Consider the following 20,255-nt stretch of genomic DNA (forward strand, 5'->3'; position numbering starts at 1 on the left):
GCGCAAGGATGGGATCAGATGGACGCTCCTGTTGTCGGGATCGACGTGGCTCGTGACCGCCTCGATATTCACGTTCATCCCGCAGGGGCAAACTTCGCCGTTGATCGTACGACCGAGGGCGTGGAGCAGCTGTGCGAACGCCTCCGGTCCCTGAAGCCGAAGCTCGTCGTCCTTGAGGCGACCGGCGGTTTGGAAGTCATGGTGGCACGTTCCCTCACCACCTGCGGGCTGCCAACCGTGATCGTGAACCCAGCACAGGTCCGTGCTTTTGCTCACGCGCTGGGCCAACGTGCCAAGACCGACCGCATAGACGCCACGGTGATCGCCCGGTTCGCGGCGGCCACCAATCAGCCCGTTCGCGCACGGGCCGATGCCGAGACTCAGGCGTTGGCTGATCTTGTCACGAGACGCCGTCAGATCGTTGGTCTGATTGCGTCTGAGCGGCAGCGAGCGAGCCAAGCTCCATCCTGCATTCGAGACAGCGTCCGGCGCGTCATAGAGGCGTTGGAGCAGGAGCGGGGTGTGGTCGACCGCGCGATTGATGCAGCGGTAGACCGGTCCCCGGCATGGGGCAGGAAGGTGACCCTTCTGACCTCTGTGCCCGGCATCGGATCGACGATCGCGCGGACTTTGATCGCAGAGCTGCCCGAGCTGGGGAGCCTTGACCGAAAGCAAGTCGCCGCGTTGGTTGGCTTGGCCCCTTGGACGCGGCAATCCGGTCAGTGGCGTGGCAGGAGCTTTATCGCGGGCGGTCGCGCGCCCGTCCGCACGGCACTGTTCATGGGCGCCCTCGTGGCCAGCCGTCACAACGCCGCGCTGAAAACCGTCCGTGACCGGCTCATCGCGGCCGGCAAGCCCAAGCTCGTTGCTCTGATTGCCACTGCTCGGAAGCTGATCACCATCCTCAACGCCATCCTGAGGGACGGAGCGCCATGGCAAACCGCTTGACCGCCAAGACAGTCGCTCACTCGGCTCGGTCCAAGATGTCAGTAAGATTAGAGATATTTTATCGTACCAATTCTGACATGCCCTCCCCGCTGAAGATCTGAATTGTGATCTCCTCAATGAGTGGAATCGCATACGTCGTGATGAAATCGTTATCGCTCTCAGATAAAACATACTCCCCAATCCTACTATGGGCAATTGAACTTCTAATTCTATAAACATGGTATGCCGCGATTTTCGTTATAAACTCATCATATGAATCTATTTTTTGGCAAAGTTTGACGCGCTTGAAATCCTCAAAATCAATTGCACCTGAGCGAACTAAATCACAAAACCTTGCCCATTGGTCATCAGTCCCCAGTGGATTGCCTTCTTTACTATGTGCTTGAAACATATCTTCAGCGCGATCTAAATATGGGGCGAGTGCAGGCATTTTGGATGCTACAGCTCGGGGATTTTCACAATATTCCTTGAATATAGCTTTAAGCTTGTCCAATTCACTTCTCTGATAAGTGGACATTACCTTACCAAAACCGGCAAGGTTATTTCCAGATTTGACAAGTTTTCTAAATGTTACGTAATCAAACAAAAGTTCTATTGTGTGATATAACTTTAGATACTGCTCCTGAGGACTCGCTGCGAGAGCGGTCAGCATGAAAGATCGGCGATGATATTCGGTCGCGAGAATTACCTTCGGGCGAGCGACTATATCTCGCTTCCATCCTGCGTAGGGAACTGATGATGCTCCATGATGAAAGCCGCCCCACAGAGCAGAACCGGCCTTGTAATCGGCTACATACCTTTCCAACTCGGATGCGTCTATCACTGCGTAGTCGCGCGTGAATTGATGCGTCTCGCTCCCCACCGCCCCACGAATGCAGTCCGCGAGGTAGGCAGAGTACTGCCACCTCGTCATTGTTTCGATAGAGTATGGGCCCTTGCCACTTACTAGGCACAGAGTCCCGAATATAACTCCATGCTCATCAGAGATTTCTAAATCATTGGTGCGATCGAGCGACCAACTTACTCCATCCAATGGCATTACAGCGCGGCGGCTTACAACGAGATAACCATCCTCGAGCGTGGCTGTCGATGGATCGACCTCTTCAATAATCTGCAGCAACTGCAGAGCTGCTGCTTCGCGGATCTCCTGCGGTGTCATCTATTCGGCCGCCTGGTTCCAGCACTCGCCGAGAGGCGTTTCTCCTGCATCTCTGAAATACTCTTTAAAGCCGTTCGTAATGAGGCGCCGGGTTGCCACGCCAACATTCACTTTTCTCGGACTAATGCCGCTTCGCAGTCGATTGAATGTCTCCAGCGAAAGTGGGTCAGTGCCGGGGGCCGCATTGGTGAGCTGATTTTTGAGCGCGCCAAGTGCCGTATTGGCTCTTTGACGGCGGTTCTCGTTCGTCGAGAATTGGGCGAGTGCCGCGAAGAAAGACGCCATAACATTCTCGCTTGAGAGCCAGTTATGTTGGTCGGCGGGAGTAAGCGGCTCGCCGTCGCCTGAAGCTGAGACGTCGGCACCTTGCTCGACATCAGCAGCTGGGGCCGCTCGATATACGCGGAACGCCTCAGTGTCTAAATCCGCGTAGAGTTTCAAAGTCTCAATGAACACGTCGAATTGCTGCGATAACGCAGATTCACCCATGTCGAGAGCGCTGCTCTCCATAAGCTGATTGGCAACGATGTTATGCTTTTGCAGCTCCGGGGAAGCGGTGACCATTGCTTGGTAGGCAGAGACAACAATATTGAATGCAAATTTTCTGGGCCTGGTCCGGCGGGTTGCATCTCGTTCTCGATAGATTTCTATATTTGGAATTTTCTTTTCGATCGAAGCTTGCAGTGACGCAAACAATAGTTCCAGCTGATGTCGGATCGACATAGGCTTTTGCCCGGCGTTGAGAACGATTATCCGGTAGATCAAATTGTGAAGTTCGCTTTCCAGCCAGAATTCGACTAGTATGCGTTGACCTTCCTTGAAGTATTGTCCGTCATCTGATAAATCGCGCATGATATATGTGCGCTGCAAACCGTCGAGGATATCAACACTTCCAGGAGTGTTGAGTACTGCGGCCAGCTGTCCCGCTGTGGATGGGTCGTTCCTATAGCACTCCACTACGGGGAGGATCGCGCTAACGTTCTCGGGTTTGACAGCGAGAGTAATGGATGGAAGCAACGCTCCTTCACTGATATCCAATTTGAGGCGTTCGTAGGCCTTGTGGGACTCACGCCTCCGCTGAAGGTGAAAATCCTCGAACTCTTTGCCGACAATCGCGAGGTACTCGGGAATGCTCATCTGCGTGTATACAACGGACGTACCCGTTCTGACGTCTGTCGCAGTCCCCAGGATCGTCACTGCCATTGCCGCCTCATCCATCATCGCTGATGCAAGGGAGTCCGGCAGGACCTAGCCTTCACAGCTCGTGAGTCGTTCCTTGTGACGGCATGCGGACGATCGTCAAGCCCGCTCGCAGAGCGCATCAGAATGGCTATTGGCTATCCATAATTTTGGATGGAACGAGCCGTGCTGCTGAGCTATCGATTTTCAGGCCGTCGCTCGATTCGCGACCTTCGCTACGGTCGCTCTGCACGCACGCTTCACACTCGCCGAAGAGATCCCGAACTGGGCCGCGGTGGTCGCGATGCTGGCGCTGTTCTCCTTGCGGAGCTATGCCGGATTTTAGGTGACGGCGGTGGTCAGGCGGCGCGGTGATCTGGGCTCGCGACGACCTCGGTCCCGTCGCGGAAGATGACGCCGGCCACGACCTTCGGCAACTGGTTTTCGCCCTTCAGCCGGCGCCAGGTTTTCGACGCCGCCATGACCAGCTTGAACACCATCAGCTTGGCGGTCGTGGCCGAGAGCGCCCCTTTGGTCCGCACGGTCCGATGCCGCACCGTAGCGAACACGCTCTCGATCGGGTTCGAGCTGCGCGGGTGGTCCCAGTGCTCGGCCGGGAAGTCGTAGAACGTCAGCAGCGCCTCCCGATCCTTGGTCAGGCAGGCAGCGGCGCGGGGGTACTTGGTCCCGTATTTCTCAATGAAGACGGTCAGCGCCACCTCGGCTGCCGCCCGGGTCGGCGCGCCGTGGATCTCGCGCAAGTCCGCCTTGATCGCCGCCTGGATGGACTTCGGCACCTTGTCGAGGACGTTGGCCGTCTTGTGGACCCAACACCGCTGGTGAGCGGTGCCGGGGAAGACCTCGTCCAGCGCCCGCCAGAAGCCGAGAGCGCCGTCGCCCACCGCGATCTCGGGCGCGATCGACAGCCCGCGCCGCTTCACGTCGACGAGCAGCTCCCGCCAGCTCTGGGCACTCTCGCGCACGCCCACCTGGAAGCCGACGAGCTCCTTGCGACCCTCGGGCGTCGCCCCAATCAGCACGAGCATGCACTCGGCCTGCTCGGCCATCCGCGCCTGCAGATAGACGCTGTCGGCCCAGACGTAGGCGTAGCCGGCGTGCGGAGAGATCGCGGCCCTGCCAGCGGGCATACTCGTCTGCCCACGTCGCCGTCAGCCGGGCGATGACGGCCGGCGACAGGTTCGGGGCGTCACGACCCAAGAGGGCTGCCAGCGCGTCCTGGAAGTCGCCGGTCGAGACACCGCGTAGGTACAGGACCGGCAGCAGCGCATCCAGGTTGCGGGTGCGCCGCGCCCACTTCGGCAGGATGGTCGAGGTGAATCGGACCCGGTCCTCAGACCCGCTCGCACCGCGAACCCGGACACGGACCCGCGCGACCGGTACCGGGCCGATGCCGGTTTGGATCGCCCGCTCCGGCCCGTGACCGTGCCGCACCAGCCGGGCCCGTCCATCCTGCAGCCGCAGGTCCTGCATCGCGCTCAAGAACGCGTCCGCCTCCATCTCGACAGCCTGGGCGAGCAGGCGGCGGGCGCCGCTACGCAGCACCTCGGTCAGGGGATCGTCGAGGTCTTCGGGATGACGAAGTCGGACGACGTTGGTAGGTGTCTCCATGGCGTATCGCTCTCACTGAGAGGTTCTGGCAGGCTCGACACCCGCCTCGATACGCCGCCTTCAACTCACCGTCGTCACCCAATCTCCCGCATAGCTCCTTCAACGGCAAGCTTCGTGACAAGTGCCTACGCCAAGAGATCTTCTACTCGCTGAAGGAGGCGCAGATCGTGATTGGTCTATGGCAAACCACCTACAACCGCGTCTGCCGCATTCTTCGCTGGGCTATCGGCCACCTGCGCCCGTCAGCTACCCGGATCTGGCCTTCCGGCTACCGATGACCGCGACCATGCAGTAGCCTCTCGATTGGCTCGGTCCAAAATATCGGTCAGGTCAGCACTCAGCGTCAGAGCCGTATTTGGGTTGTCCGATGATTCTCGTCACGTGAGTCGATTGACATGCGTCTTCTCAGATAAGTATGCTCGTAAAAGCGGTCAGATGTGTGCCAAATGAACAGCATGTGTCCCGGGCAATACCAGAAGAATAATATTTGTCTCTTGAGCAGGAAACGGATGTTGTTCTGATGACGGTTGAGTGCCCTTGCCAGTATGATGACAAAATAAAAATGTCAGTGCTGCCTATCAGATAAGTCATACTTGGTAAGCTAGGAGAGGCTACATAAAAGGGAGTCGCGCCATGGAAGATATTACATTAGGAGATATTTTTAAAATCCTTGTCCAAACTGCAACCCAGGGGGATCCGGGGAAGATATTCATTTTGGTTGGCATTTTAGCAATCTCGCTTGGGTCATACGCGATTTACAAAGCGATTAGTTCGCCTCCTGATGAAACTAAATCATTTCAGAAAGTGCTAATTTCTCTCTGCTGCATTTCCGGAGCTGTTTGCTTATTGCTTGGATCGACAATAGGAACAATTGTGGCCTGGCGAAAAGAAAATTCTGAGAAATTGGTGCGAGAAATCACTAAACCTGAGCAGGCTTTCAAAAGGTTGCAAAACAACGAACGTGTCACGTGGTTGATTCGGTTGATTCCCAGAAAGCCAGAAGAAAATAATCTAGGAATAGACCAGTTGGCAAAAATTGGAAAAGATGACCAGAAATATACATTTGTGGCGGATTACGATGAACTGAGGGGGCGAACTGCGGCAGAAGCCGTTCGCATGCTTGGGCTCGAATTAAATGAAGAAGATAAAGTCTCGGCCGTTATATTTCCTGTAGCTAGCCGTAAACTGTACCCTGTGAACGCTCGGGGATTGCTGCAAGTTATTTCTAAAGTTGAGCAGGATCCTGCGGTTGTTGAAAAATTTCAAATATCTCGCGCGCTTCAGCCAGAAGATTATTCTGCGCTCAATCTTGAAAAGGCGAGAGAAACGCCGTCGGCGTATGCTTGGGAGAATTACAAAGATCATTATCAGCAATATTGTCAGGTTGCTCAAAACTTCAGATGCTCTCGGAGAGACGAAGTAGCGAAACTTATTGGCGATATTTCCGAGGACTGGCATCCGCTCGGATTTTCTAGATTGCTTCCGGCCTCTGATCCATGCAGACAAACCGCACAATTGTGCTCGATAAAAGATTGGAAGGTAGCAACAAGAGATCTACTAAAATCGTTCGGTGTCCGAGTGTTCCTTACTAGCAATATTGCCATTAAGGATATAAAGAGCAGGGTGCTCATAGATTTTGATAGACCATCTTCGGAAAAGATTCCTTATCTTTACCTTGAAGCACCAAAGTCATCGGAGGATGTCGCTTCAGTCGAGTAGCACAGAGGGACACCAATACTGCGGCCCAATTTCGCTGACTGCGACCGAGGATAGCGTGCTGGTGCGAGAAGTTAGGATCACCGGCGGCCTTGGCTCGGCTGCTACCAGTCTTGCGCCGCCTATCACACAGTAATGCGTCCAGGAACGCGTTGGCAGTGTCGGCGACGCTCAGGTCGGCGAACCGCAGGGCGCGCGATAGGTGCTGGAACATCTCGCCAGATTGCCGATATCTTCACGAGTCCTCCGCACGAGACTTTCCTCCCGGCGGTGGCAGTGCATCATTTCATCCTGTACTGCCTGATCGAAGCCGGCCGGTGCACTTTCCCGTTCAAGCTCAACTCCTGCCTCGACCGCGCCCTGTCCCTCCTGGCGGGACAGGCCGAGATCAGCGCTCTCCTCATCGCTCAACGGTGTGGTCGCTAAATGCTCTTCGTCTAGGAGGCCAAGATTGGCATTCCCGGATCACCCTCCAAGCACACCGCCTGCCTTGCTCGCTACTATCAAGTCTGAGATCGTCCTTGCAAATGCCATTAGTAGATGACCTCGAGTCGTTCGGCGAAAGCGCCGCGTTTCTTCAGCCGTCCACGCGGGCCACCCGCCCGGCGTAAATCAGGTTTAGCAAGAAGTGGTTTCAAAATCCGGTGTAGGATGGCGTGGTTGATGTGTCGTCCGAAGCACTCGTGAAGCCCGTGTCCGAAATGGACGTAATTGTGGGCGGGGCGACCGGGATCGAAGGATTGCGGCTCCGCGATGCGGCGTTCGTCCATCATGGCGGACGCGAAGGCCGCGACGACGGTCGCGCCCTTGGGGATCGTCCTGGCCCGCGACGTTCCGGCGGCGACCTCATTGTCCGTCAGGGCGAGCCGCTTGAGGCCCGGCGCCAAAGGATCGAAGCGCATGGCCTCGAACACTATGTCGTGGAGATCGCTATCGCGGCCTTCCCGCGCCGCGCTTCCCGCGCGCCCAAGCCACGCTGGCCGGCGCAGAAGCTGCTCCAGTGCCTGGGTAACGACCATCGGCGGCTGGGGCGGGCCCCCCACCACCATGCAGAGCAGTGCGGTTCGGATCTCCGCGTCGGAGAAGCCGTCCCGGCCGTCGTCCTGCTTCGCGAGGCAGCGCTCCAACACGTCGTCGGTTTGGCCACGTACGCCTTTGCGCGCGACGACCGCGCTATCGATGTGCTCCCGGAATGCACGGGCGATCTCGGACACCTCGTCGACCCAGGCTTGATCCGAAAGGGAGCCGGTGAACTGGAACTCGAACAACCTAGTTCCCCAGACTTCGAGTCGTCCGTTCCGCGGTTCCGGAACTCCGAAATAGGAGGCGATGAGGTCGAAGCTGACCCGGCGCACAAGCTGGACCACCTCTACGCGGCCGCCTGCTCTATCTACCAGGGTCTGGGCCCGAGCCTCCGCCTCATCGCCAAGGGCGGGGAGGTCCTCTCGGCGCACGACCGACCGCATGGCCTCGAGTTGGACACGGTATTCGGGCGTGTCGCCCATGCCTAGGAAGAACAACTCTCCGCCGGTGATCACCCGGAGGTTCTCGGCATAGGGAACGCCGAAAGCCGCGTCGTTCGCGAACACTTCCACGACATCATCGAAGCGCGTGACGATCCAGATAGAATGGCCGCCCGCGATGGGCCACCATCTCCGCAAGATGCGCATGACGAACGGCGCTGCGGCCAAGACTCGGGAGGTCAGCCAGCCCCGGACACCGCCAGGTGCCCGGTAGGGGTCCGTCGAGGTCAGCGCGCTCATAGCAGAGAGAGGTACTTGATGGCCGGCATGCTCGGAAGGAAAAAGTAGTCCCCGCCGGCCATCCGAACGTATGTCTCGACATCGATCTTCCGGCGGAGCGGCCCGTCTCGGATCGTCTGCTTGCCGGCCGGACCCAGCAGCGGATCGACCTCGTCGAACAGTGTCGCAAAACTGCAGTTCAGCAGCCACGTCTGCTGGATAAACTCGAATTGCCGCTCGATATCCGTGTTAAGACACATAAACAAAAGGCCGCGGTCTTCCGTGTCGGCTCGGCGATCAACCATGAATCTGGGACCGAACTTGCGACCTCGCCGCAGAATGCGGTGATTGTTGGCGGCCTGCAGCATCTCGCGGCGGCTGTCCTCTGTCGGGCTGGGCGCCAGCGCATCACGGGGGAAGGCGCGCCTAACATGGCTGCCCGGTGGGCACCCCCGGGCCTGCGGGTCAATCTTGGCAAATAGGAAGGAGCTATCTGGAAGACCGTACTTGTCGGCCGGATGGTAGCCTCCGCCGGGACAGAGCATGTGTCCATCAAGGCTACGTCCGACGATTCGCTCTGCCAGCCAGATGGCTGTGACGTGATCCGCGTCGGGGTCGGCGGTCCGAATGCGGGCCGCCTGCTCGTCGAGGGACCTCCAGAACGCGGCTACGTCCTGCTTCAGTTCCCGAACGACGAGGTAGCTGCCATCGATCCCGAGGTCGGCGAAGCCTTCGGCCTGAGGATGATCGAGCAGGTCCGCCTGCTTGGGACGAGGATCCTCCTGTGCCGGATCCCCGTCGATCTGACGTGGCACCACCGGCCCAGGTGCCGGCTCGCTGTGACCGTTCTGGTAACCGAACAAGATCTCGCCGAGCGGGATCCCGTGAACTTCATCCTTCTGCATGGGCTGCTGATCGATGAGGACGAGCTTGGTTTCATCGACAGGGACATTCAGCCCGAAGGGAATCGGCTGCGACAGGGCGTCGGCAAAACCGAAATGCTCGCGGCTGATGCCCTTCTTCTCGACATCGAGCAGCAGGTCGAGTTCATGGACGACGTCGACGCCGACGTTCCCGAGCAGTTGCTTGACTTGGAGGGCCCATCCGTCCGCCGCCGGCTCCTCTTTGGTATAGAGCAGCAGAAGGGCGTGGACGGTCACCGATGTCTTCACCTCCATCTCGGCCGGAGCCGCATGTGGGACGGCATAGCCCCCTACCGGCTTGGCTTCGTCGCGGGTGGGATCCCTGCGGGGGGTATTGGCGCTCCATCTCGGGCCGCCCTCGACAACCGACTTCAGCCAAGCGCCGGCGCGGCAATCGCCGAGCCGGCGCATGCGGTCTTCCTGGAACATCCCTTCCCGGAACGGACGCGAAAAGCTGGCGAGCGCCTGCTTGCCGAGGCCCATCCGTCTCAACCCCGTCCACGTGAAGGCAAGGCTCGCCGCCTGGGGCGGCTTCTCGTCCTTCTCGTCTGGCGCTCCGTGCGTCACGGTCACCTTGGCCGCAAGGGCATTCAGCCAAGCCCCTCCTCGCGTTTCAGCTGGCCAGACAAATTCAAGAAAAAGGGCTCGCCCGTAGGGCAGGTGCCCGAACCCGCTCGCGATCAGGCCCTGCGTGCGCCCTCTGATCGGCTCGGCCAGCTTCCAGTTCGGCGGCGCACAGAGCGTGTCGGCAGTCTCTACAGTTCCGACAGCCATGCCTCGGCCTCCTTATCGCTCAGCGTCGTTAGTCGAAGCCCGTTCGCAATCCGGTGATTGCGCTCAATCTGGTCAACGGTCAGGTTAGGGTAAGCGCTGTACCAGAAGCGGCTCACAGCCCGTGAAGCCAGAGCCCAGGCCTTGAACTGTCGCCCGTGGCTGGCGCCATCGTAGATAAGCATGCGGGTCGCCGGGAAGCCTACGCCGCATCCCCACGCAAGTGTCAGCCCGACATGTGCCTTCTCGATGAAGTCGTCGAGATAGCTGCTCCAGCTGTGATCGAAGTTCGAAAAGAAGAGGAGCCGGCTTCCATTATTGAGGAACGCCCAATGCGCAAAGTGCACTGTGCGCATGTTGCCGAGATATCCATTCCGTGCGGTCGCACGCAGCATGAGGCCGAGCCCATAGTGGCCAAGGCGGATGATCGTCGCCCGAAGCACCCCTGGTTTGATGAGTACGATAGAGCCCATATGGTTCTGGGTGATCCAGTCCTCCCGCCGAACGATCTCGCGAAGGGTGTCGTCGGCGACAGGCGGCGCGTCCTGGCTGCTGTCGCGCATCTCGCTCCATCGCACGAGGAGAAGAAGGAGCGGGAAGGTGAGAAAGACGCTTAGCAGGCCGAGGCTCACGGCGCGGACGACTTCGTGCGCGGCCGTCCAGAGCGAAATTTGGGGGCCGAGTTGGAGAATTGCTGCCAGCACACCGAAGGCGTGGGCGAACACGATGATGGGCGAGAGGATGAGTACAGCCAGCGCCACATAGACGAGGACACCCAGCATCAGTAATAGCAACCGTTGCCCGTCGAAGATTTTCAACTGGACACGATTGAAGACCTCCTTCCCCACGAACGCATTCCGGTTCGCCCACAAAAGCGCTACGACGGCGACTGCTCCAAGGCCGACGACGATCAGGTAGAGTTGCCAACGCAGGAGGGGCGCGAGCAGCACGCCCGGAAGCGACAAGCCAAGCAGCGTCAGAACCAGGAAGCGAACGAACCGGATGTAGTCCATGAGGAACTCGCGCGTGGTCACCCGTTTAGGGGCGGCCTGGTCGAGCCAAGGAAATCGTGGTCGCAGCACGCGCCGCAGTCCCGCATGGAGTTCGCTGCACGCGCCCGCCCTGGCGAGGCGGTGGTAACCCTTGGCCGGACGGTCGACTTCCTCGCTGAGGGCGAGGAACAGTGCGTGCTCCTCCAGGATCCGGTCGCGCGTTAGGCCCCGGTTCCCATGGTGGAAGACGCTTGGCCATTGCGTTCGCGCTTCAAGGTAGGCGGCCGCCGTAATCGACGCTTTCCCCTTCGTCGCCGCGTCATAGAGATCTCCCGTTCCGTCGGAAGGCCGCTTGCAACAACGGATCATGGCTTGGAGCATATCGCCGGCCACAACATGGAGCTGGCCCCAGAAAGGCCCGGGCTCGCCGTCGATATTCGCCTCGATGATGAAAATCGGATCGTACTCTGCACCTGGGAATACGCTCATCGACATGAAGTGCAGGGTCGGAACCTGCACTTTCAAGCGGGCGAAGTTCGGCGTTTCGGGTGTGCGCGAAGCGTCCTCGCGCCCCTTGAAGTTCTCGATCAGCGCCGAAAGCCGGCTGCAGCTCTCCGGCTTGACCTCCAAAGGCACACACAGCGTCAACTGTCTCATGCTCGGTCCCATGGCCGGTCCGCCTCGAGCGGCGCCGCCGCTGTGCCCCGGCACAGGGATGAGGCGCATCCGCACGGTCACTTGAGCACCTCGTCACCCGGCATCACTGCTGTGATGAAGCGGTAGGAATGGTTGGTTTTGTAGCGCGGGTCGTCCTTGACGAGCGCCATGAATTTACGATGGCCGTCCCTGGTGCGACCGACGAGGCAACCGGCGCTCGTGCGTCCGAGATCGTCCTTCGAGGCATCGTAGCCCCAGTGCTGGTTGATCGCGAAGAGGCCCGTGTCGAGTTGATCGCCTGTCCGCTTAAAGTCCTTGTTCAGGTCTCGGTAGACGCTGATCGGCTCGGCCTGGACCAATGCCTCGTGTGCCGACGGGGTATTGGGGTGGTGGGTGCCCACCACCCAGGCCTTGTACTGATTGAAGGCAATGCGTGCGGCGCCCTTGGCGTTCATCGGGTTCATCGTCCAGAACCGGCCGGGCTCGGTTGTGCTGTCCCATATCGAACCGTCAAGATTCGGCCTTCCGTCAGCGCCGATCGTGAAAACGATGCGTAGGTCGTTGAACCTATTCGACGCATCGTTGTTTAGCGTTCCGTCCGGATCGACTCCTTCGAGATAGACGATATTTTTGCACTCGGGATGGCGGCAGATAAAGTAAAACTTGGCATTCATATAGGCGATGACTTTGTCGAGCCAAGTACCGCTTTGGGTGATATCGGGCAGGAGGGCTGCCGGCGCAAGCAACCTCTGCGCTACGGCTCGGGTGAATCCGTCGCGCAGCGACACGCCATTCCCTTCGCAAAACTCGCTAAGCGCCCAAGCCGACACGGGGCCGAACATCCCATCGGCCGGCGGATCGAGGTAGCCAAGTTCCGACAACCTCCACTGGATGGCCTTGGCGAGGGCCCCGTTGGAGCTGAGGTTCGTGATAAGGAGCGGCGGACCGTCGAAGAGCTCGAGCGCCTTGGTGCCCTCGCCGCTCGATGAGGGGCCGATTTCCAACCTTTTCCGATAACGGGATGGCTGGATGTTCCGATCGAGGTAACCGTTGAGCCAAGTTCGATAGGCCAGGGTCGTGTTGCCGTTGGCCGCGTTGACGAGAGCCTGCGCCTTGCTCTGCCCGACTTGCGTTGCGAAATCGCTGAAGCTGTAGACTTTCGTTCCTTTGAGGAAAGCCTGTGCACCTCCGAGGCCCTCGTGATGGGCGAGATAAATGAAGCGGGCCTTCTCGTCGTCGCCGATCTCGTCGGCGACGATGCCGGTCTTGATGAGGGCGTTCAGGTTGAACAATCCGTATTCGGCCGCCGCGACGATTGAGAGCCGTGGATCGAAGCGCAAGGCGAGAAGCTCGGCCTCTCGTCCTGCCACGATCGCGTTGGCCGCGGTTAACAAGCCCTTGGCCCGGCCGCACTCGTTCAGCAGCGTCTGCGCCTTCTTGGCTTCGCCCAGCCACGTCGAGGCGAGGAACTGGGTGAGGCCAGCGGCGCTGCTGGTCCCGGCCTGCGAGTCCTTGTTCCACTGTCCATTCGGCAGCTTGGCGGCTTCGGCGTTGATGAGGGCAGCGATGGCCGCCGCATCGATCTCGGTCCGAATCTCGGCCTCAATCAGGAAGCTGCGGTAGATCTCGTTGGGCCCGAGGACGAGGTTGCCGCCTGGCTGCAGCCCCGCAGCGGCGGGGTCTGGCGTTCCGCTCCCCGGTTCGGCCGAAGAGATCCAACCTGTCGTGACGCGACCGTCCGCCAGTCGCACGTCGGCTTTGCTCCACGGCGGCAGCCGCAAGCGGACGCCGACGATGTCGCCGATGACTGTCGTCCCCTCTCCTTCCGGCTGATCGTAGAGGTGGATAGGCTTGGTTTGGTTCTCCTTCAGGGCGTCCGAATGGACCCAGCCCAGATAAGTTTGAGCGCCTGTAGAAGCGACCGACACTTTGGTCCAAGGCTTTAGTTCGCGTAAGACGACAACTTCGTGTCCGATATCCAGCCCCATCACTTCGGCAGAAGTGTCGTCGGGATCTGGCCTAAGCGATGTCTTCGTAATGACGACACAATTCGTCATGAGAACATCCTCCAATCGCGGCGATGAGCCCTATCCACGACTCATCGCTCGCGAAAATGAAAGCCTAACCCGGAGCTGTCGCAACTGGAAGATGCAAAGATGACAGTCGAGCGCATTCCCAATCGAGATTATCCTTATCAGGCGACCATCATACTGCTGGGGGGTCGTGTCCCTGGAGGTGGTGTAGCTCGCCGGTAGCGGGAGAGCCCGCCTGCGCGCCCTTCACAGCGCTGTAGCAGGCGGGCTCTCTCGCGGGGTGGTCATCGGCGGTTGCCGGGTAGGGTCGGGTTGCGAGCACCAACCTCGAACCCGAGAGACCCCCGATGACCGACGAGATGATGGCCCTGCGCGGGCTGATGGAGAAGAGCGCCAACACAGATCTCCTGCGCGAGATGATCGGCTTTGCGGCCGAACGCCTGATGGAGCCGGAGGTCGGTGGCCTGACCGGCGCGGCCCACGGCGAGAAGAGCGCAGAGCGGTTGGTCCAGCGCAACGGCTATCGTGACCGGGACTGGCAGACGCGGGCTGGGACAGCCGAACTGCGCATCCCCAAGCTGCGTAAGGGCTCGTACTTCCCGGCTTTCTTGGAACCGCGCCGGATGGCTGAAAAGGCGCTCACGGCTGTGATCCAGGAGGCCTACATCCAGGGCATCTCGACCCGCTCGGTTGATGACCTCGTCCAAGCGATGGGCGGCACAGGCGTGTCGAAGAGCCAAGTCAGCCGGCTCTGCCAGGAGATCGACGAGCGGGTCGGCGCGTTCCTCGACCGGCCGATCGAGGGCGAGTGGCCCTACCTCTGGATTGATGCGACCTACGTGAAGGTGCGCCAGGACGGACGCATCGTCTCTGTCGCCGTGATCGTGGCGGTCGGTGTGAACACTGACGGCCATCGCGAGGTGCTTGGCATGGATGTCGGCCCCTCCGAGGCCGAGACGTTCTGGACGGACTTTCTCCGCAAGCTGGCGCGCCGGGGCTTGCGAGGGGTCAAGCTGGTGATCTCGGATGCCCACGAGGGCATCAAGGCATCGGTGGCCAAGGTGATGAACGCGACCTGGCAGCGTTGCCGCGTCCACTTCATGCGCAACGTGCTCGCCCATGCCGGGCGCAGCGGGCGGCGTGTCGTCTCCGCCTTCATCGCCACGGCGTTCGCCCAGGACGACGCCAAGGCGGCCCGTCAGCAGTGGCGGCGCGTGGCCGATCAGCTCCGGCCGAAGGTCCCCAAGCTCGCCGCCCTGATGGACGAGGCTGAGCCGGACGTGCTGGCCTACATGGGCTTCCCCACCCAGCATCGGGTCAAGCTGCACTCCGCGAACCCGCTGGAACGCCTCAACGGTGAGATCAAGCGCCGGACCGAGGTGGTCGGCATCTTCCCCAACGAGGCGGCCATCACACGCCTCGTCGGCGCGATCCTGCTGGAACAGAACGACGAGTGGGCCGTCCAGCGCCCCGCTACATCACCCTGGAAAGCATCGCCCCGATCGGCGATGATCCCCTCGTCAGCCTGCCCAACCTGGCAGCCTGATCAATCCGGCCCCGGCCGGTGATCGTGGTGGCCACGCCGAAGCTACACCACGCCAGGGGACACAACCCGCCGAGGGGCAGGAAAAGGCAAACCTCCGACGACTTCGAGGTACGTAACTCCATGTAATCCCGTGATCCGCGACGAATCGGTCGCGCGCCTGTGATCTGCCCCCAATGAAGTGGTCCGCCCTGAGGTATGGCTTTCGGGCCAGGATGAGGACGGACAGATGGGAACGAAGCGGCACAAGCCGGAGGATGTCGTCGCCAAGCTGCGGCAGGTGGATGTGCTGGTCTCGCAGGGCCAGAGCGTTGGGGACGCGATCCGCACGATCGGCGTGACGGAGGTCACCTACTACCGCTGGCGCAAGGAGTACGGCGGCCTGAAGAGCGACCAGGTCCGGCGCATGAAGGACCTGGAGACCGAGAACCAGCGGCTCCGGAAGGCAATCGCCGATCTCACGCTCGACAAGCTGATCCTGCAGGAGGCTGCCCGGGGAAACTGACCAGCCCCGCGCGCCGACGCGCCTGCATCGAGCATGTCATGGACGTCCTGGACGTCTCCGAGCGCCGCGCTTGCAGTGCGCTCGGGCAGCATCGCTCGACCCAGCGCAAGGTGCCGCGGGGCAGAGACGACGAGGCGACGCTGACCGCCGATCTTGTGGAGCTGGCGCGCCGGTACGGGCGCTACGGCTACCGGAAGATCGGCGCGCTGCTGAAGGCGGCCGGCTGGTTGGTCAACGACAAGCGGGTCGAGCGGATCTGGCGGCGCGAGGGGCTGAAGGTGCCCGGCCGCCAGCCGAAGAAGGGCCGGCTGTGGGACGGGGATGGTTCCTGCATCCGGCTCAAACCGGAGCGGCGCGACCACGTGTGGGCCTACGACTTCGTCGAGGCGCGCACCCATGACGGGCGCAAAATCCGGATGCTCAACATCGTCGACGAGTTCACCCGCGAATGTCTGGCGATCCGCGTTGCGCGCAAGCTGAAGGGAGCTGACGTGATCGACGTGCTCTCGGACCTGTTTATCCTGCGCGGCGTGCCCGAGCACGTTCGTTCAGACAACGGACCCGAGTTCATCGCCAAGTCGGTGCAGTCCTGGATTGCGGCCATTGGCGCAAAGGCCGCCTACATCGCGCCGGGCTCACCGTGGGAGAACGGCTTTGTCGAAAGCTTCAACGCGCGATTGCGGGATGAACTCCTGAGCGGCGAGATTTTCTACACCCTGAGGGAGGCACAGATCATCATCGAAAGCTGGCGTCGGCACTACAACACGATCCGCCCGCACGGTGCGCTTGGCTATAAGCCACCAGCGCCGGAGGTGTTCGTGCCAGCCATGACCGCTTGGCCGACTGCGCTCGCCCGACCGGCTCCGTCGGCCAAGCTACCCGTAGAGCAGAGGCCGACCCTGCACTAACTTTGAACTCGGACCACCGCGTGGGGGCTGGTCAGTAGGCGGGCCTGTCTACATATCGCACAAATTGTGCCTGTCGCAATCTCGGCAACCCAAAAATGTGCCCACCGTCGCTCAGAATTCAACCTATGCTAAGATCGAAGACAGGAGACGTTCTGCCTCAGTGTGGAGGTACCGATGGGACAGCGGATGCGGCCAACGTTGAGTTCCGTGAGTGAGCAAGTGCGGGAAGACGTTGAAGATTGCGGATCTCCGTGGTCGCGCCCCTTTGGAGCGACGCGGCTCGTGTCGCAAATCGCCGAAGCGCTGCACGTACCCCCAGCAGAGCTCTACAATCTGCCCACTGCCGTCATGCCAGTGCACAAAACCGACGGTGATGATATCTTAGGGCGGGATTGCGAGGCGCTTCTGCACGTCTACAGGCGCATTCTTGATCCCGACAAGCGTCAGCAGCTGCTGGCCCTCGTGCTAGAGGTGGCCAACCAGTCCTAAATTACGCGGCAAGTCGGGTATTCGTAGCAGACCGAACAATGGGTCGCGAGGGAAATTGGCAGCGATGTCCGCTTCGAGGCATCTGTAGGTCATGAGCGGTCGGGCGGAAAACCACCCATACCGTCTATCCCGCCGAAGATAGGCGCATCCCGTAACCCGTCATGCTGGCTGGCCGGCAGCGGTTGCTCAGAAGGGGTGACGAGCTAATTCTTGGTAAAATCGCGCCAATTCGATCGCGATATCCCGAAAAGTACCTCTAACTTTCAGAAGGCGGCCAGCTACGCATTGTATGATTGGGCACTTACACCAAGCGTGTAAGCAAATTTATTAACCGCATTGCTTGATAGACCGCTGTCATCGCCATGCATTTAGCCACCGACGGCCACCTTGTACGTTAGGCCGCGGGCACGGCGATACGCGCCCAAACACGATTGCCCACCCGCCCGTCTGGCGCAGCTCGTAGCAGGATCTCATGGCTTTCCGCGTTGGTGCGCGCCTTCAACTGATCACCCTGATCGCACTCGGTGGCATGGCGGCGCTGATCGGGCTCGCAGGCTGGGATATGTCCCAGACGGTCACGGACGCACGCGAGTTGAAGACGCGCGACCTCGTCGAGACCGCGCAAGGGGTGCTCGCCTACTTCGAAGCTGAGGAGCGCGCCGGCCGGATGACCCGCGATGCCGCACAGCAAGCGGCCGTAGCGGCAGTTCGGAACCTGCACTACGCGGGCAGCGAGTACTTCTGGATCCAGGACATGCAACCGCGCATGGTGCTGCATCCCAAGGCCGAGTTGATAGGCAAGGACATTGGCGGGATCGTCGATCCGGCTGGCAAGCACCTATTCGTCGACATGGTCGAACAGGTGAAGCAGTCGGGCGCGGGCTTCGTCCCATACCTTTGGCCGAAGCCCGGCCTGGATCAGCCGGTGGCAAAGATCTCCTACGTGAGAGGCTTCGCTCCGTGGGGATGGATCATCGGATCGGGCATCTATGCGGACGACACGGCGGCGCAGATGCGCCCGACCCTGATGCGTCTGCTCGGTGGCGCGGCCATCATTGCGATGATGATCGGTCTGCTGGCTACCCTGATAGGGCGAAGCGTAGCGCGACCCATGCGAGCCATGACGGTGTTCATGACCGATCTCGCTGCGGGGGACCTTACCCGAGAGGTGCCAGGCGCGGAGCGCAGAGATGAGATCGGGGCGATGGCGGCGGCCGTGCAGGTGTTCAAGGACAACCTCATCCGCACACGACAGCTGGAAGAGGAGACGGCGCAAGCGCGAGCATCAGCCGAGGAGCATCGCAAGCGCGCCATGCGCGAGATGGCCGACGGGTTCGAGGCGGCGGTCGGTGGCGTCATCGGGATGGTGTCATCCTCGGCCACCGAGCTTCAGGCGACCGCCGGAACCATGAGCGGCACCGCCGCCGACACCGCAGCCCAGTCGTCCGCCGTGGCCGCGGCTGCCGAAGAGGCAGCCTCGAACGTCAACACCGTCGCCGCGGCGGCGGAGGAACTGGGCTCCTCGGTTCAAGAGATCGGCCGGCAGGTCGACGGGGCCGCCGAGCTGGCGCGGCAGGCGGTGGGGGAGGCCGATCAAGCGGGCACGCTGGTCCATGAACTGAGCACGGCCGTCGCCCGGATCGGAGACGTCGTGGGCCTGATCTCGAACATCGCAAGCCAGACCAACCTGCTGGCCTTGAACGCCACCATCGAAGCGGCCCGGGCGGGGGCGGCCGGGAAAGGGTTCGCCGTGGTGGCCGCCGAGGTGAAGGCGCTGGCCGAGCAGACCGCCAAGGCGACGAGCGAGATCTCCGGCCAGATCCTGCAGATCCAGGTGTCGACCGGGCAGGCCGTCGCCTCGATTGGCGGGATCACCGGGCGGATCCGCGAGATCAGCAACGTCGCCACGTCGATCGCCGCCGCCGCGGAGGAGCAGGGGGCTGCGACCCAGGAGATCGTCCGCAACGTGGCCCAGGCGGCATCGGGTACGGGGGAGGTCACGGGCAACATCGCCGGCGTGGCGGGGGCCGCCGAGGAGACCGGAGCGGCGGCGACCGAAGTGCTTGGAGCCGCCTCGGAACTGTCGCGCCAATCGGAGCACCTCACGGCCGAGGTCGCCCGCTTCCTCGCCACCGTGCGCGCAGCCTGAGCTGCCCCTACCTTTCCTATCGCGCCGTCAATTGGCTGAACGTGTGAACGTCCGCTTCCGCTTTGTCTCCGAGTGGAAGCGGACTGGCGGAAATCCACCCCGAGTAGACAGTCCGATAGCGACCCCCGGCAGCCGTACGGACACCCATAAGCACGCCCCGAAAGCAGACACCTTCGCCTCAGATCCGGGCCGTAGGCTTCCGCGCTTCCGCCGTAAGCGAACGTTTGGACGGACGCACCGCGGGCCCTCACCGGGCCGAACGCGACCATCTACAACCGGCTTCGTGCCCTGGGCAGCCAAGGGGGCAAGGTCAGGTCGTTCGGGACGTTCACTCAAGCTGGCGGACCGCTTCCCAGGTGCTATGCGACTCCGCCGCCGAAGGCCCAATGCTGCGCCTGAGGGGCAAAAAGAGGAGCAAAGCCGAGATATCGGCTGCTCACGCGGTGGGCGCACAACCAAGATCCACGCCTTCACTGATCGCTTCTGCCACCCGCTCGCCTGTGAAATCGTCGGTCGGGACGGTCGGTCTATCGGTAATCCGGTCCCAAGCGCCGCATCGCCCGAACCTTGGCGGCGTGGACCGCTGGGCTGCGGACGAGTTCGTGACAGAACAGCAGCGGCATCGGTTTCAGCGCGTCATGAACTGCTCCGTCGCCTCGAGCCATGGACATGGTCTGCCGCGCGGCTGCTGCGCCGACGGCGTCGGCGAGTGTGGTCCAATCCTCCACTGATCCGTGCCCGCGCTGCAAGATCGCATTGCCCCACAGATGGCCCTGCTCGCGCAGGTACGGCACGTCCTGCCGGGTCAGACAGGCAGCCATCGCGTAACCCTCGACGTCTGCCCGAAGCGCGGCGCGTCGCGCTTCCGCGGCAGTTGAGGTGCTGAGAAGGGCCGCGCCGAGCACCGCCGCC

General features: G+C 61.1%; 13 protein-coding genes and 4 pseudogenes. 7 read left to right on the top strand and 10 right to left on the bottom strand.

From position 1 onward, the window contains the following. Positions 1-18 precede the first annotated feature (18 nt). Complete coding sequence (locus tag BLW78_RS24550; protein ID WP_107645856.1) at positions 19-948, top strand: IS110 family RNA-guided transposase; 930 nt, start codon at positions 19-21, stop codon at positions 946-948. Between the two features lie 58 nt (positions 949-1,006). Here BLW78_RS24550 and BLW78_RS31025 read toward each other — a convergent pair whose 3' ends face one another. From BLW78_RS31025 to BLW78_RS24560, 3 genes and pseudogenes are all read right to left on the bottom strand, one after another. Further along, on the bottom strand, positions 1,007-2,107 hold the full coding sequence (locus BLW78_RS31025) for a hypothetical protein (protein WP_139307731.1): 1,101 nt from the start codon (positions 2,105-2,107) through the stop codon (positions 1,007-1,009). Further along, the gene (locus BLW78_RS24555) at positions 2,108-3,310 is read right to left on the bottom strand and encodes a hypothetical protein (RefSeq protein WP_210186898.1); all 1,203 of its coding nucleotides are present in this window, start codon (positions 3,308-3,310) and stop codon (positions 2,108-2,110) included. It lies immediately after the preceding gene. Between the two features lie 335 nt (positions 3,311-3,645). Continuing rightward, a pseudogene (locus tag BLW78_RS24560) lies at positions 3,646-4,915 on the bottom strand (IS256 family transposase). A 95-nt stretch (positions 4,916-5,010) separates the two neighbouring features. Between BLW78_RS24560 and BLW78_RS24565 the strand changes: the two are divergent. After that, positions 5,011-5,210: pseudogene (locus BLW78_RS24565) on the top strand (transposase); the annotation flags it as partial. A gap of 338 nt (positions 5,211-5,548) precedes the next feature. Continuing rightward, entirely contained in the window at positions 5,549-6,634 is a 1,086-nt protein-coding gene (locus BLW78_RS31030) for a hypothetical protein (RefSeq protein WP_139307732.1), read from the top strand. A 34-nt stretch (positions 6,635-6,668) separates the two neighbouring features. On the opposite strand, the pseudogene BLW78_RS31835 reads toward BLW78_RS31030, so the two are convergent. From BLW78_RS31835 to BLW78_RS30785, 6 genes and pseudogenes are all read right to left on the bottom strand, one after another. Next, positions 6,669-6,800, bottom strand: a pseudogene (locus tag BLW78_RS31835) (IS701 family transposase); the annotation flags it as partial. A gap of 2 nt (positions 6,801-6,802) precedes the next feature. Further along, on the bottom strand, positions 6,803-7,042 hold the full coding sequence (locus tag BLW78_RS31035) for a hypothetical protein (RefSeq protein WP_139307733.1): 240 nt from the start codon (positions 7,040-7,042) through the stop codon (positions 6,803-6,805). A gap of 122 nt (positions 7,043-7,164) precedes the next feature. Further along, complete coding sequence (locus tag BLW78_RS24570) at positions 7,165-8,394, bottom strand: cytochrome P450 (protein WP_091682641.1); 1,230 nt, start codon at positions 8,392-8,394, stop codon at positions 7,165-7,167. Then, entirely contained in the window at positions 8,391-10,070 is a 1,680-nt protein-coding gene (locus tag BLW78_RS24575) for a Dyp-type peroxidase (protein WP_139307734.1), read from the bottom strand. The genes BLW78_RS24570 and BLW78_RS24575 overlap by 4 nt, the downstream gene beginning before the upstream one ends. Then, positions 10,052-11,716: a hypothetical protein gene (locus tag BLW78_RS24580; RefSeq protein WP_091682644.1), complete on the bottom strand. Its 1,665-nt coding sequence runs from the start codon at positions 11,714-11,716 to the stop codon at positions 10,052-10,054. The genes BLW78_RS24575 and BLW78_RS24580 overlap by 19 nt, the downstream gene beginning before the upstream one ends. A 77-nt stretch (positions 11,717-11,793) precedes the next feature. Continuing rightward, positions 11,794-13,773: a peptidoglycan-binding domain-containing protein gene (locus BLW78_RS30785; protein ID WP_210186899.1), complete on the bottom strand. Its 1,980-nt coding sequence runs from the start codon at positions 13,771-13,773 to the stop codon at positions 11,794-11,796. Positions 13,774-14,096: 323 nt separating this feature from the next. Here BLW78_RS30785 and BLW78_RS24590 point away from each other — a divergent pair. The 4 genes and pseudogenes from BLW78_RS24590 (at position 14,097) to BLW78_RS24605 (ending at position 19,343) form a co-directional block, all read left to right on the top strand. Continuing rightward, positions 14,097-15,295 (top strand): annotated as a pseudogene (locus tag BLW78_RS24590) (IS256 family transposase). Positions 15,296-15,521: 226 nt separating this feature from the next. Next, positions 15,522-16,705 (top strand): IS3 family transposase gene (locus tag BLW78_RS24595; protein ID WP_091682645.1). Its coding sequence is split into 2 segments (ribosomal slippage): positions 15,522-15,786 and positions 15,786-16,705, totalling 1,185 coding nucleotides; the frame shifts between segments, so codons are not numbered across the junction. A 174-nt stretch (positions 16,706-16,879) separates the two neighbouring features. Next, complete coding sequence (locus tag BLW78_RS24600) at positions 16,880-17,194, top strand: hypothetical protein (protein ID WP_139307735.1); 315 nt, start codon at positions 16,880-16,882, stop codon at positions 17,192-17,194. A gap of 472 nt (positions 17,195-17,666) precedes the next feature. Next, positions 17,667-19,343 (top strand): methyl-accepting chemotaxis protein, encoded by a 1,677-nt coding sequence (locus BLW78_RS24605; RefSeq protein ID WP_091682648.1) that lies wholly within the window; start codon positions 17,667-17,669, stop codon positions 19,341-19,343. A gap of 527 nt (positions 19,344-19,870) precedes the next feature. Here the strand turns inward: BLW78_RS24605 and BLW78_RS24610 are convergent. Next, a partial coding sequence (locus tag BLW78_RS24610) for a hypothetical protein (protein ID WP_210186900.1) occupies positions 19,871-20,255 on the bottom strand: 385 nt, incomplete at its 5' end.

This window comes from Methylobacterium sp. 275MFSha3.1, assembly GCF_900108435.1.
GTDB lineage: Bacteria > Pseudomonadota > Alphaproteobacteria > Rhizobiales > Beijerinckiaceae > Methylobacterium.

Coding starts and splice junctions, on each gene's coding strand:
- BLW78_RS24550 (WP_107645856.1), top strand. CDS start 19: ATGGACGCTCCTGTTGTCGGGATCGACGTGGCTCGTGACCGCCTCGAT.
- BLW78_RS31025 (WP_139307731.1), bottom strand. CDS start 2,107: ATGACACCGCAGGAGATCCGCGAAGCAGCAGCTCTGCAGTTGCTGCAG.
- BLW78_RS24555 (WP_210186898.1), bottom strand. CDS start 3,310: ATGGCAGTGACGATCCTGGGGACTGCGACAGACGTCAGAACGGGTACG.
- BLW78_RS31030 (WP_139307732.1), top strand. CDS start 5,549: ATGGAAGATATTACATTAGGAGATATTTTTAAAATCCTTGTCCAAACT.
- BLW78_RS24570 (WP_091682641.1), bottom strand. CDS start 8,394: ATGAGCGCGCTGACCTCGACGGACCCCTACCGGGCACCTGGCGGTGTC.
- BLW78_RS24575 (WP_139307734.1), bottom strand. CDS start 10,070: ATGGCTGTCGGAACTGTAGAGACTGCCGACACGCTCTGTGCGCCGCCG.
- BLW78_RS24580 (WP_091682644.1), bottom strand. CDS start 11,716: ATGAGACAGTTGACGCTGTGTGTGCCTTTGGAGGTCAAGCCGGAGAGC.
- BLW78_RS30785 (WP_210186899.1), bottom strand. CDS start 13,773: ATGACGAATTGTGTCGTCATTACGAAGACATCGCTTAGGCCAGATCCC.
- BLW78_RS24600 (WP_139307735.1), top strand. CDS start 16,880: ATGGGACAGCGGATGCGGCCAACGTTGAGTTCCGTGAGTGAGCAAGTG.
- BLW78_RS24605 (WP_091682648.1), top strand. CDS start 17,667: ATGGCTTTCCGCGTTGGTGCGCGCCTTCAACTGATCACCCTGATCGCA.